This is a genomic window from Methanolobus sp. ZRKC3 (assembly GCF_045291275.1).
In the GTDB taxonomy this organism is placed as follows: Archaea; Halobacteriota; Methanosarcinia; order Methanosarcinales; family Methanosarcinaceae; genus Methanolobus.
Window position 1 is genome coordinate 2,130,181 of record NZ_CP146982.1, and the last position, 13,755, is coordinate 2,143,935.

The window sequence follows — 13,755 nt, forward strand, 5'->3', positions numbered from 1 at the left end:
GCTCTTCTTTCTATTCTTCCAATGAGAATGGGTCTGAACTTTCACTGGGGTGGTACCTGATAGAGATGAACCTTATTATACCCAATACCAGCAGCAGCACTGAAAAGACCAGTAAAATATCAGTCTCGAAATGATGACTGTAAACCAGCACAGTGACCTCACGCATGACTATTAGAATGGTAGCATCGGTCACATAGGTAAGCCTGATCCTCTCATGAACCCGATAATCTGCAAAGGTCTTGAAGAGATCGATAAGGACAAAGATGGTCAGCACACTGTAGACTACCTGACTGGAATCACCCTTTCTCAACAATACGTCTGCTATATTCTGAAAGACATCGAACATCCCTGCTATTATTGCCAGCAGAAGGATGTAGAGGATAACCACCGTTGCAAGGTAGATTACCTTCTTGAATATTTGATCATGTGTTATCATTAACTTCTCCACAGCAACCCATTATGTTATGACCTAATCCTGCAAAACTTTAAAATCCAATTGCAAAGACAGGAATCTTCGATAATGCTGTTCTGCCAGAGAATCAATTACTTCTCATAATTTATAGTTTATCTAAATAAAATATATAGAGCTTAGCTAGAAAAGCAGCCCTGTTAATATCTCAGCAGTGCACCCACCAGATCATCAGGTTCCAGCATATCCTCCTTTTCAATAAACTCGACCTCTGCGCCTGTACGCTGGGCAAGTTCATAGAGCTCCTCCATGAAATCCACCTCTGATGTTGGACCTCCGCAACGCTCGCACTCCTCGGGTGGTCTTGCACTTGGCTGCAGGTTCTGGCATCTTTCACATATCCATCCGGGCAGGGATGAGCCTTTGAGCAAGAGCAGGACATTCACCCTTCCTGATTCAAGGGCATCCCTGACAGTTTTTACACCCTGTACGGCAAGCCCACCCTTCAGGATCTCAGCCCTCAGTTCCTCTGCTCTTCTTTTGGCTCTGGAATGTTCTTCCTCGTACACTATGGCATCTCCAGCCTCCACTATCCTGTCCCTGGGAATATCCATGGATGTGTCAATGATCCCCAGTACCCTCTTGCCTATATCATCGGGAAGCATATCTGCAAGCTGCTGCTTTGCATCCCCGGGACCGGCTATCACAAGACCCTTTGTATCAAGCTGGGCACAGGTATCCCGCATGCTGTCTGCGACCTCTGAAAGGAAGGCTTTTATGGATTCCTTCCTCAGATGGTTGAAACGCATCTGGCTCCAACCACCCTTCTTATGCTTGTTCATTAGATCTGTGGACAGGTGTTTTCTCTCTTCGATATTGTCGGAACGTATGCAAAAGAACCTTGCTTCCCTGGAGTCCACTAGAACCAGACCGTAATCCTCATAATCCGCCCTCAGCCTTGCAAGAGGTAGCAAAAACGGGGATGTGTCCAGGACCATGGACCTCTCAGGCTCCACAGCAAACCTGTACACATGCAAAAAAGATCCTGATGCAGATGCGAAGATAATCCTGCCTCTCTCACCACTGATGGGTTTTCCAAGTATCTGGCTTTGCGCCATTGAAAAGGTCTTTTCGAACTGCTTTCTGGATTCTTTTGGTAGAGCTTTCTTTATGGAAGCCAGTCTCATATCCACAAAGGACTCATTAAGGTGCTCATTCTCCCTGCCTGCCACGGGTAGATAGACCGAGAGATAAACATCCTTCTCATCATATATCCCAGAGAGAGCCTTGATGTCTATATCAGTTACAGGGGTCAGCTTTTCACTCACAGAACTGAGGAAATCTTCTTTAGGTTGCATAAAATATCTATCAATGGCATCTATATAAAGATTAGTTTTTGAAAGAAGTTTAGTGGAAATGTAGAATAGTAATTCCGATAATATATCTTTTAATGCCATCTTCAAAACAAGACAAGAACAGCACTCCCTATGATCCACAGGAGTATGAGAACAACATAGTCAACACTATTCCATATTACTCGTCCATACATCAGGAAATCATAAACCTCGTAAAAGCATTTCCAATTGAAGCAAAGGTCTGGATGGATACGGGCTGTGGCACAGGAAGTCTGGTGAACAGCGCCATGCAGGAATTTCCAAATACTAAATTCCTCTTACTGGACCCCTCGGAAAACATGCTGGAAATTGCAAAGGAAAAAATGCTGTCACAGCCAAAAGGACGGATCGAGTTCCTGGAGCCTTCGCCTACCCAGGAATTCAGCAAAAAACTGGAAGAAAGACCGGATATTATCACCGCCATCCAGTGTCATCACTACCTCAGCCCTGAATACCGGGCTGAAGCCACAAAAGTATGTTTTGAACTGCTGAAAAGCGGAGGGGCTTTCATCACTTTCGAGAACATAAGACCGCTGACCGAAGAAGGAGTGGACATAGGTAAGGAGTATCTGGGTAATTTCCAGCTATCCCGGGGTAAGGATAAGGAAAATGTCAGTAAATACCTGGCACGCTTTGACGTGGAATATTTCCCCCTAACAATAGAGCAGCATCTGCAACTTCTGAGAAATACCGGTTTTAAGGTCGTGGAGATGTTCTGGTACTCCTATATGCAGGCCGGTTTCTACTGTATAAAATGACTTAAAACAGAGTTCACGAACAACATGTTCAGACACTGGATCTTCATAAAGGATTCTGAAATATACTAAAAGAGCTTGCTAAGGCACTAACTTGCCAGGGTTATTTCCTTCTTTCAAAGAACTTAAATGCCATTGCCAATATAAAATGTATGGGGTTATGAAAAGTTGACACTTTTAAAAGTCAAGTGGAACCTGATTATTCTCTGGTGAGAGTGGCTTTGTGGAACAATAAAAAAGAAAATAGGTATAAAGCAATTCTGATGTTAACGCCGTTATTAGATAGCATTACCTGAATACATAAAATAAAACAGTGTCCCGGTTTGATCTAAATGCAGACTGATCACTTTAAGCAGGGAAAATATGGACAATGAATCAGATGCAGAGCTGAAAAAATGCATGGTCTTTAATGCCATAGTTGACAACAAATATCGTTCGGAGATTCCTGACATAGTTGAAATGCTAGTCAACAGCTGCTCTGGCAGGAAATGTTTCGAGCACCTGGATTCCGCAATAATACCTTCCAGAGAATCGCTGATAAGTATCATAGACCTGATCAAAGACATACTTTTTCCCGGTTATTTCGGTGACCAGACCGTTGACAGGAGCAGCCTTCCATATCATATAGGCAACGAGATAGCCCAGCTTTTCGAAGAACTGTCAAAGCAGATAACCAACAGTATAATCCACGACTGTAATCGCTACGAACAAAACTGTGCTGAATGCGTTGACAGGGGTCAGGAAGAGACTATCAGATTCATGAAAAAACTGCCTGACATCCGCTCCCAGCTTGCATCGGATATCATAGCTGCCTATGAAGGGGATCCTGCAGCTAAAAGTCACGATGAGATTATTTTCAGCTACCCGGGGATATTTGCTCTTATGGTCTACCGGGCAGCCCATGAGCTGCACGAACAGGGAATCTCAATACTGCCACGGATAATGAGCGAGCATGCCCACAATCTTGTGGGTATTGATATCCATCCCGGAGCCAGGATAGGAAAAGGACTTTTCATTGACCACGGTACAGGTGTCGTTATCGGGGAAACCTGTGAGATTGGGGACAATGTGAGGATATACCAGGGCGTCACCTTAGGTTCCCTGAGTTTCCCAAAAGATGAGCGTGGAGAGCTCATCCGTGGAGAGAAACGGCATCCAACCATTGAAGATGATGTCATTATCTATTCAAATGCCACGATACTGGGTGGAAGAACGGTTGTAGGAGCACGTTCGGTCATAGGGGGAAATGTCTGGTTGACAAAATCCGTACCACCTGACACAAAAGTTATCATCGAGGAACCACGGCTCATATTTAAGGAGAAGAGATAGCCGGAATTTGATACATATAATACTATCTTGCATTTACTGATTAAAATAAGTGAGAATTAAAGAAAAATATGGGGTTACGTATATGGGGAAGATCTACGAAGACATCACACAGACCGTTGGTAATACACCACTTGTGAAACTGAACAGGATAACTGAGGGTTGCTATGCTAGCATAGCAGGAAAGGTGGAAGCATTCAATCCACTGAGTTCTGTAAAGGACCGTATAGCATTGAACATGATAGAAACGGCTGAGAAAGAAGGATACATAAAAAAGGATACCGTTATCATCGAGCCAACTTCGGGTAATACGGGTATAGGACTTGCTTTTGTATGTGCTTCAAGGGGCTATCGCCTGATCCTTACAATGCCGGATACCATGAGCATCGAGCGAAGAAAGATACTTGGACTTTTAGGCGCTGAGATGATCCTCACACCCGGAAGTAAGGGAATGGTTGGTGCTATCGATGAAGCTGAAAGGCTTGGAAAGGAAACAGCAAATTCCTTTGTCCCCCATCAGTTCATGAACCCTGCAAACCCAGATATCCATCGCCGTACAACAGCCGAAGAGATATGGTCGGATACCGATGGAGCTGTGGACATCCTGGTTGCAGGTGTTGGTACAGGCGGGACCATTACAGGTGTTGCTGAGGTCATCAAAGCCAGAAAACCCGGTTTTAAGGCAATTGCCGTGGAACCGGTGGACTCGCCTGTCCTTTCCGGTGGTAAACCAGGGCCTCATAAAATACAGGGAATCGGAGCAGGATTCATACCTGATACCCTGAACACCGGGATCATAGATGAGGTCATCAAGGTGAGCAATGAAGATTCCTTTGAGACTGCACGCCAGCTTGCAAGAAAAGAGGGTATTCTTGCGGGAATTTCCTGTGGTGCAGCCCTTCACGCTGCTCTGGAAGTGGCTAAACGGAAGGAAAATGAGGGAAAACTCATAGTTGTGATACTACCTGATACCGGGGAAAGATACCTGAGTACGCCACTTGCGGATATTGAACCGGAAACAACATCCATATGAAGATATGCAAAACTGTGGACTATCTGATGCAGTATATTTCCCAAAACGTATATATTGAATCAGATTCCAGATTTATTTAAGGAGATATTCCTGCAAAATATTTGACCGGCAGATGAAAGAAAACTTTGTCTTTGATCTCTTGGGAGTGAAAATGCAGGATATAGAAGAACAGCACAGGGGGTAATTGTGTGGTGCTTATAAGACCCTTTAAAGAAGAAGACAATAAAGTCCTTTTGAATATCGAAAAACTCTGCCCGCGTGGTGATGAAAGACTTGCTATGATGGTTGATCTGGACCCTGATATCACTGCAAGGTATGAACTCTATGATAACTGGGAAATACTGGTGGCTGAGGAAGACGGACAGACAGCGGGATGGATAGGATGGACAGTGAAGAATAACGCAGATGAGAAATACATCTATGTTGCAGAATACATGGTACATCCGGATTTTCGCAAAAAAGGAATAGCTACAGGTCTTATTAAAGAAGTGGAAAAACGTGCAGAGGAGATCAATGCTTCACATATCTATTCCTATGAATATGCCCCAAACGAAGCTTCAAGGAAACTGATGGATAAACTGGGATACATCAGGCAAAAGGAAGTAAGGGTCTGTGAGATGTCAGCCTACAAAAAAGAAGATGTCAATGAGAAATATACTCTTGAGCATGTAGATGAAAAAGACCTGCCGGAAGCTGTGGAACTGCTGAACCGTTACTATGCAGGAAGGACACATTTTACACCTTTCACTGCTGAAAGTTTCAAGGAATATGCCAATAGAATGCTTGGATATGGCCTTGAGAACTTCCTGGTTGCCAAAGAAGGGGAGAAAGTTGTTGCATGCGGTGGTCTCTGGGATAGTGCACTGGTAATGGAAATGGTATACACCAGGGAACCTCTGTTCTGGAAGGTCATGGAAAGGTTGCTTGGGTTGCTCAGGCATGTGAAGAGTCTCCCGATTCACCCAAGAGTAGGGGAGAATTTCATGCTACGTTCCATTGTTGACCATGCCTTTGAACCAGGATACGAGGAAGCAATGGACAGAATATTGGGATTCTGTAATAACATAATGTACGACACAAGATGCAAATTCTTAGGCACATACATCGATCCTGATGATCCTCTGCTTGAATTGATCAAGCACCGTAAGCCAAAGTGTGAGAGCATGCACCTTTATGCCAAACCTATCCAGGGAGAACTTCCTGATTTCAGTTCCCTCTACGTGGACTGCAGGGACCCAATACTTTGAATCCGGAATAACTGAGAGAGTTAATCATAAGAACCCTCCCAACTAAATACAAGCGATGGAACGTGTCATAGTCCATGTTGACATGGATTACTTTTATGCTGCCATAGAAGAGCGGGAGGACCCTTCACTCAAGGGCAAGGCTGTTGTGGTCTGCATGTACTCCAACAGGGGAGAGGAAGGTGGAGCCGTAAGCACCTGTAATTATGTGGCAAGAGATGCGGGAATCCATTCTGCCATGCCATGCAGGAAGGCAAGATCCATCAAGCCAGATGCTGTGTTCCTGCCTGTGCGCAAGGAGTTCTACGAGGAAGTTTCTGAAAGCGTTATGGAAATACTGCATTCCAGTGCCGATAAAGAAGAGGCTTTTGAGAAGGTAAGTATAGATGAGGCTTTTCTTGAGATAACTGAGACCTGTGATGGAGACTTTGATAAAGCCCAGAAACTTGGAATGGAAATAAAGGGGGAAGTGAAAAAAAGTGAGAGGATAACCTGCTCCGTTGGAATTGGTCCCAACAAGCTCATTGCCAAAATGGCATCCTCTTTCAACAAACCGGATGGTATCACAGTTATCAGGCCTGAGAATGTGCAGGAATTCCTGGGAGCCATGCCCATAAAGAAACTCTGGGGTATCGGAAGGGTCACAGAGGAAAAACTGACAGAAATGGGAATTGTGACCATTGCTGATCTTGCAGATCGTGATGTCATGGAACTCATAGATGCTTTCGGCAAGAACAGGGGCACATGGCTGAAACAGTCAGCTTCGGGAATTGATGAAAGCCCTGTAAAAGAAAGGACTTCCAGTGACCAGATAGGACGCATGGCATCCTTGAAGCACGATACCCGTGATGAGAAAATGATCTCTGAGCTCATGGATGAACTTGTGGACAGCGTGATGTCAAAAGCAGTAGCCCGTAATGTTGTTTTTGGAACTGTAACCACAACTGTTATTTTCTCGAATTTCAAAACATCAACAAAGAGCAAGACGCTTACCCATGCGGTTTCTGACAAGGATATACTCAACAGAAATGCAATGGAAATGATGCAGCAGTTCCTCAGGGAAAGTACATTGAATTTCCGACGTATCGGAATCAGGATAGGCAATCTTCAGGAAAGGACAGGGCAGAAGAGTCTGTTTGATTTTTATGGGGTAAATGCATGCCAGCATTAAATAGCGATAATCCAAAGAACAGGCCAAAAACAGAGAGCTGGAAAACGCAACTCTATGATTTGATATTCGGATCGGATACACCTACGGCGAAGAACTTTGATATTTTACTCATTGTCAGCATCCTCATAAGCGTCATTGTGGTCATGCTGGACAGCGTTGCTTCAATAAAAGCAGACCATGGACAGTTGCTATACAACCTTGAATGGTTCTTTACAATAATTTTTACCGTTGAATATCTACTGCGCCTGATCTGTGTGGAAAGCAAGGCTAAATATGCAGGCAGTATTTTCGGGATAGTTGATCTGCTGGCGATAATACCCAGTTACCTGAGCCTTTTTTTGCCAGGGAGCCAGTTCCTGCTAGTCATCAGGATACTGAGAGTATTGAGGATATTCCGTGTACTCAAACTTGTAAAATACGTAAGCGAGGCAGAATTACTGCTTAGAGCCCTGCGTGCCAGCAAGCAGAAGATCACAGTATTTCTCTTCTCTGTACTGACCCTTGTAGTGATACTGGGATCACTCATGTACCTGATAGAAGGAGAGGAAAATGGTTTTACCAGTATACCACGCAGTGTTTACTGGGCTATAGTTACACTGACAACCGTGGGTTTCGGTGACATCGTGCCCCAGACAGCCCTGGGCAGGACACTTGCATCCTTTGTGATGATACTCGGTTATAGTATCATAGCAGTTCCCACCGGCATCGTCACCACAGAGATACAGTCTGCTACCAGGCAGATGAGAACTCGTAGATCCAGACATTGCAGCTGTGGGAACAGTGAAAACGATGGGGATGCGTTGTTCTGCAAGATCTGCGGAAAAGAGTTGTGATGAATGATCCCGGAATACTTGTTTTTATCAATCAGATCCTGTCAATAGCTGATATTACATCTACATAAAATGAAGGTTGGAATTTACCCTTATACCAGGATAATTCTTTTTTATTTATTCAAAGTCCAGCAACATCCACATTTTATTCATTCTGATGCTCGTACGGCACATGCTAACAAATGACATGATATATAACTCATAATTCCCTGAGTTTGTGAGATCATACCATAGGTATAACCATCGGAAAGAAGCAGAGAAAAACAGTCAGTGACTTCTCAGTATCTACGATATCCTGCGTATCTCAGATATTCTGCCTACTCGAAAAGCCATCAGAATCCACTATAATGAGATTGATTCAGAAACAAACTCTTCTGATGGAATGACCGGACAGTAGCTTCAAGTTCATTATTACAAATTTTTTTCAGTCACGCCGTTAAGCAAATATTGATATAGCATAAACAATCCCTATTAATTATATCAAAGGTATTGATTTAATTAATGGCTTTGATTAATTTAACAATATTCGTAGGATTAACAGCGTTCATGGGGACATTGGAATTAGTGGAATTAATGCTAACTTTGACATATTATTAGAAGAGAGCTACTGGTTTCACAGGAATTTTCAGAATAGGTTATTCATAGCAATTCTGAAACAGTTCGCTGGATAAAAGGAGGGATACTATGCCTGCACTGAGTATAATAGCATGTAGAATATTTGAAGATGAGATCATTGATGTGATCGAGAACGATCCTGAGATCGAGGAAGTGATAGTTGTTGAAAATGAGAATTGTTTTGGTCTGGTTCAGAAACTGAATGATACTGGCATACCCTATAAGCTCATGCCTATCGAAAAGATAACGACTATACCTAAAAAAGAAAATAATTTCAATGTTTCTTTAACAGTGAACATTCTTGAACTTGCCTTTCACGGTGAACCCCGAAATCTCAAAGAGTTCGTATACGGTAACGTAAAGAACATGGCAAGTAACTCAGATGGGATTTTTCTGTTCTACGGCCTATGTGGCAATGTCCTCAGAAAACTTGAAAAGGACTTTGAGTCATTCCCATGTCCGGTTTCCATATTAAAAGATGACAACGGAAAGGTAGTTGATGACTGTATCGGGACCCTTGTAGGAGGTCGGAAATCCTTTTTGGATCTTATGTCCAGTTTCAACAGAACAAGCACCCTCCTAATGACCCCAATGTGGGTCCATAACTGGAAAGAGATGTTTAAGCACAGTGGCTTTGTCGAGGACCCTGATGATATAGAGACCACAAAATTCGTGCTGGAAAGCATGGGCTACAAAACAGTTGTCAAGGTCAATAATGGACTGTCATACATAAAGGATTTCGAAAAGAAAGTAGAGGATTTCGCCAAACTGTTTGACTTCAATATAATAGAGATAGAAGGTAATCTCGAAATAACCAGGAATTCCTATAACAGATTCAAGAGCCATGTGATCTCACATACTCAGATTATGGAAAACACAAATATGATGTACAGGGAAGGTGTCACTGCATCCACTATGTAATCTGTGAATCAGCAGTTGAGTTGACTAAACTCATTTCTTTCTGATACTATTTTTACCATTGAAATAGCAAAAGATATGATCCCTTTGGTGTTAGCCATTCCTTACCAGGACAAATACTGAAGAATAAGTGGGCCACAAAATACCCTTTTTCTGAGACCTGAAACAGGTATCCAAAGAGTTTTTATCTTCTGCTATCCCAGTATAAAAGGGGCTAATAATTATTCTTAGTCCGGGAATTGAAAATAGTGGGGTATTAATGTGGATGACGATAGGAGATCATATCACGATTCAGTCCGTACAATGTACAGACGTATAAAAGAAGACGAAATGACAAATATCTGGGACAGATATGAAGCCCAGGGAATGGGGGGAGACCCGGACAGGAGATGTACTTTCTGTCAGGGAGGGATGCGCTGTGACCTTTGTTCCAATGGTCCGTGTCGTGCTAACGCCGAGAAGGATAAAAGAGGAGTCTGCGGCATAACTGCCGACGGGATGGCAATGCGTATGATGCTTCTGCGCAATGTTATGGGAGCTTCGACATACCAGTATCACACCGCTCAGACCATAAGGACTCTCAGGGCAACCGCAAAGGGTGAAACTCCTTTCGAGATACGTGAGGAAGAGAAACTAAGAACCTTTGCCGGCAGACTGGGTGTGGACAACAGTGGTGAATTAAAAGATGTGGCACTTAGACTCTGTGATTTTGTAAATGCTGATTTTAACAGGGAATACGGGCAGCCAAGTGTGATAGTTGAAAAACTTGCCACACAGGAACGTCAGAAATTATGGAAGGAACTTGGTATATTTCCTGGTGGTATCCACGGGGAGATAATGAGGACAACAAGCTCTTCCCTTACCAATGTGGATGGAGATTATGTCAGTCTGGCGTTAAAAGCCATGAGGCTTGGAATTGCCATGGCATACCAGAGCCAGATAGTCAATGAATATTGCCAGGACATAATGTATGGCTTACCCAAACCCCATACAATGCGCGTGGATCTGGGTGTGCTGGATGCCGATTATGTGAATATGTTGCCTAACGGCCATGAGCCCTTCCTTGGATTTGCAATGGTGCAGCTTGCAAGGGAAGAGGAATGGCAGGAAAAGGCAAGGCAAGCAGGGGCAAAAGGACTTCGTATAATCGCCAATATAGAAACCGGACAGGAAATGATCCAGAGATGGGAAATGGATGATGTGCTCTATGGTTTCACAGGAAACTGGATAATGCAGGAAGCTATACTGGCAAGTGGCTGTGTAGATGTCTTCGTGGCGGATATGAACTGTTCCATGCCAATAGACCCTATCTATGCCGAGAAATACAAATTCAAACTCATCCCTGTGAGTGACCTTGTGGCATTTGAGGGAGTTGAGGAGCGTATCGATTACGTACCTGAAAAAGCCATGGAGCAGGCGGCTATGCTCTTGCAGATGGGAATTGACAATTTCAGTGAGCGCAGGGCATCCGTTAAGCCGGTCACAGGCCTGCCAATGAATGAAGCTGTGGTAGGGTTCTCCACTGAAAGTATAGTGGCTGCCCTGGGCGGAAAACTTGACCCGCTTCTGGACGCCATAAAGGATGGAACCTTAAGGGGAGTTGCCGGTCTTGTGTCCTGTACCACATTACGTGATTCAGGGCAGGACAGTCAGAGTATAGCCATTGCAAAGGAATTGATCAAAAGGGATGTACTCGTTCTGTCAATGGGATGCGGTAATGGTGGCATGCAGGTGGGCGGGCTTTGCAGTCCAGAAGCAAAGGAGCTTGCAGGTCCGGGTCTTAAAGCAGTCTGCGAGACACTTAGTATTCCGCCTGTGCTTAGCTATGGAACGTGCACGGATACAGGTCGGCTGGCAGATATGCTTGCCGCTATCTCAGGAGCAATGGGGGATGTACCAATTCCCGATCTTCCAGTAGTTGCAACTGCACCTGAATATATGGAACAGAAAGCAACTATTGATGCGGTATTTGCACTTGCCCTGGGACTTTACACCCATGTCAATCCGGTGCCAACGGTAACAGGTGCGCCACACCTTGTGAAACTGCTTACCGAAGACTGTAAGGATGTAACAGGAGGACTCATGAATGTGGAGACCGACCCTGTGAAGGCAGTGGACATGATGATGGAGCATATTGAGAGTAAGCGCCATAACCTTGGTATATAATACTATATGGGAATCCTTTCTGCTGACTGGGAACCTGTCCGGTTTGTGGAAAGGATTTTCAATATTTATTTAAATATAAACGATATATATAGATTTATGCAAATTTTAGTAACAGATGTAATTGACGCTGCCCTTATAGTAGGCATAGTCACAATTTTTCTTTTTGCTGATATAATAGCAAAGCACCGCCTTAAGATAGGTATCAAAGATATCAGTGCAGACCTTGCCATTGCTGCTTTTGTCATACAGCTGGCATTCATTGCTAACCTGCTCACAAACCGGGAAATAGAGCATCTCAACAGCAATATCATTCTTGCTGTCTGCTTTGCCATATTCTGGATAGTCTGCCTCTGGCTTCCAAGCAGAAAGGATGTACTTGCTGATATGTCCTCATATACCCTGGGTATCTTCGCCCTTGCTATATCCATGATGCATGCCCTGAGCATATCCGGCATTACGGGGATACTGGTGGTCATAGCAGCCTCATTTGTTCTTTCAGTTATCGGCTTCCTTTTCGCAAACAACCTGAAAAATGAGGGCATCAGCGAGAAGTTCTCAGAAATAACAAAGGACCTAACAGTCTACGACATGAACGAGAGTTACAGGAAACTGGATTCAGGAAGAGATACCCTCGATCCCCTGCAGCCTGTTGTGGATATAGTCCGGGGGGCAGTACGCAGATCAGATGATTTTACAGCCATAAAGGGTATCCACTGCCTTGCAGACTTTGCCTCAAAGACCATTATTTCAGGTGGGAACATTTCCCTGATAGTTAAGCACATAAACTCCAACCTGTACAATCTCGCCACACTTGCCGAGGAAGAGAGCAACAGGGACATCATTATGGAAATAGTGGATGCCTTCGGGGTCATTGGCAGCAGTTGTACCAAAAAAGGTATGGAAAACCTCACACTGCAATGCATTGAGAACATTAGCGACTTTTTCGATCTCCACAGAGAGAAGAACTATTTTTCACCCCTTGATAAGCTCACACTCATAAAACAGGCAGGAAGTCCTGCTGATCTCTTCAATTCCCTGAAAAAGAATCCCATATCCACTCCAAGACATAAGGTAGCCATTGCATGTGGGAAGATCGGGAAGAGCGCAGTTGAGCAGGGAATGATAGAACCTGTCGAGAAGATAATAACAGTCCTGAAACTTGTAGCCATGGATGCAGTATCAAAAGAGGATACAGAGACAGTCGAATACGTGAGGGGCGTCCTTCTGGAAATAGCCCTTGTGACCAAGGACAGCAAGTTCGAGCATCTGGAAAAACAGATAATAGAATCCCTCAGGGATATAGGGATCAAGACAGTTCAGGAACATGAAGAGAACAAGAAACATAGTTCCACTGGAAAGATAGTCTCTACCCTGCGGGAAATGGGAGATATATTCGGGGAAATTTCGTACCGGAATGTGACAAATTCCCTGCATGATATCGCAATCGTTGCTGCAAGAAAACACGAGGATGAAAAAGTTGTAGCTGTCATTCCCCATATAGAATACTTCGGGATGCTCTGCGCAGAGAGAAAAATGGATGATGAGGCATCTTCATGCGTAAATGCCATTGCAGAGATAACTGAGGTATCCATAAGGGAAAAGATGAGTAAGGCCACTGTCAGCTCTTCCAAAGCCCTTGCCAGACTCTCAGGAATAGATGAACTAAGTGTTTTTGTCAATGATGCTGTTTTCGAACTCGGAAAATACAGACAGATAGATGAGGATATGTTCACTCTCTTTGAAAAGAACTACAATAAAGCCCATGGGAAATAGGCAGTATTTTCGAAGAGTATATGTATTGTAATTGTATTCTAATATTGCTGTAATGGTGACGTTGACGTAACGGGAAACTATGGCACAGATTATTACAATTTCAATATTAGGCTAAGGGATT

General features: G+C 43.8%; 11 protein-coding genes. 9 read left to right on the top strand and 2 right to left on the bottom strand.

The features are described from left to right. Positions 1–10: 10 nt before the first annotated feature. Both V7O66_RS10840 and V7O66_RS10845 read right to left on the bottom strand, forming a co-directional pair. Complete coding sequence (locus V7O66_RS10840) at positions 11–436, bottom strand: phosphate-starvation-inducible PsiE family protein (protein ID WP_406660329.1); 426 nt, start codon at positions 434–436, stop codon at positions 11–13. 173 nt (positions 437–609) lie between these two features. After that, the gene (locus V7O66_RS10845) at positions 610–1,767 is read right to left on the bottom strand and encodes a Vms1/Ankzf1 family peptidyl-tRNA hydrolase (RefSeq protein ID WP_406660330.1); all 1,158 of its coding nucleotides are present in this window, start codon (positions 1,765–1,767) and stop codon (positions 610–612) included. A gap of 92 nt (positions 1,768–1,859) precedes the next feature. Between V7O66_RS10845 and V7O66_RS10850 the strand changes: the two genes are divergently transcribed. From V7O66_RS10850 to V7O66_RS10890, 9 genes are all read left to right on the top strand, one after another. Beyond that, positions 1,860–2,561: a class I SAM-dependent methyltransferase gene (locus tag V7O66_RS10850; protein WP_406660331.1), complete on the top strand. Its 702-nt coding sequence runs from the start codon at positions 1,860–1,862 to the stop codon at positions 2,559–2,561. A 360-nt stretch (positions 2,562–2,921) separates the two neighbouring features. Next, the gene (gene epsC, locus V7O66_RS10855; protein WP_406660332.1) at positions 2,922–3,887 is read left to right on the top strand and encodes a serine O-acetyltransferase EpsC; all 966 of its coding nucleotides are present in this window, start codon (positions 2,922–2,924) and stop codon (positions 3,885–3,887) included. A gap of 82 nt (positions 3,888–3,969) precedes the next feature. Then, positions 3,970–4,917: a cysteine synthase A gene (gene cysK, locus V7O66_RS10860; protein ID WP_406660333.1), complete on the top strand. Its 948-nt coding sequence runs from the start codon at positions 3,970–3,972 to the stop codon at positions 4,915–4,917. A 188-nt stretch (positions 4,918–5,105) separates the two neighbouring features. Further along, complete coding sequence (locus tag V7O66_RS10865; protein WP_406660334.1) at positions 5,106–6,164, top strand: N-acetyltransferase family protein; 1,059 nt, start codon at positions 5,106–5,108, stop codon at positions 6,162–6,164. Positions 6,165–6,219: 55 nt separating this feature from the next. Continuing rightward, positions 6,220–7,332, top strand: coding sequence for a DNA polymerase IV (gene dinB, locus V7O66_RS10870; RefSeq protein WP_406660335.1), 1,113 nt, complete (start codon positions 6,220–6,222; stop codon positions 7,330–7,332). Continuing rightward, complete coding sequence (locus V7O66_RS10875) at positions 7,320–8,165, top strand: ion transporter (RefSeq protein WP_406660336.1); 846 nt, start codon at positions 7,320–7,322, stop codon at positions 8,163–8,165. Before dinB ends, V7O66_RS10875 begins: the two co-directional genes overlap by 13 nt. Positions 8,166–8,846: 681 nt before the next feature. Further along, positions 8,847–9,698 carry a DUF1638 domain-containing protein gene (locus V7O66_RS10880; RefSeq protein WP_406660337.1) on the top strand — a complete coding sequence of 284 codons (852 nt, stop codon included), beginning with the start codon at positions 8,847–8,849 and terminating at the stop codon, positions 9,696–9,698. Between the two features lie 258 nt (positions 9,699–9,956). Continuing rightward, positions 9,957–11,861: an anaerobic carbon-monoxide dehydrogenase catalytic subunit gene (cooS, locus tag V7O66_RS10885; RefSeq protein WP_406660338.1), complete on the top strand. Its 1,905-nt coding sequence runs from the start codon at positions 9,957–9,959 to the stop codon at positions 11,859–11,861. 96 nt (positions 11,862–11,957) lie between these two features. Continuing rightward, a complete protein-coding gene (locus V7O66_RS10890; RefSeq protein WP_406660339.1) occupies positions 11,958–13,634 on the top strand; it encodes a hypothetical protein in 1,677 nt (558 codons plus the stop codon). Positions 13,635–13,755: the final 121 nt, after the last annotated feature.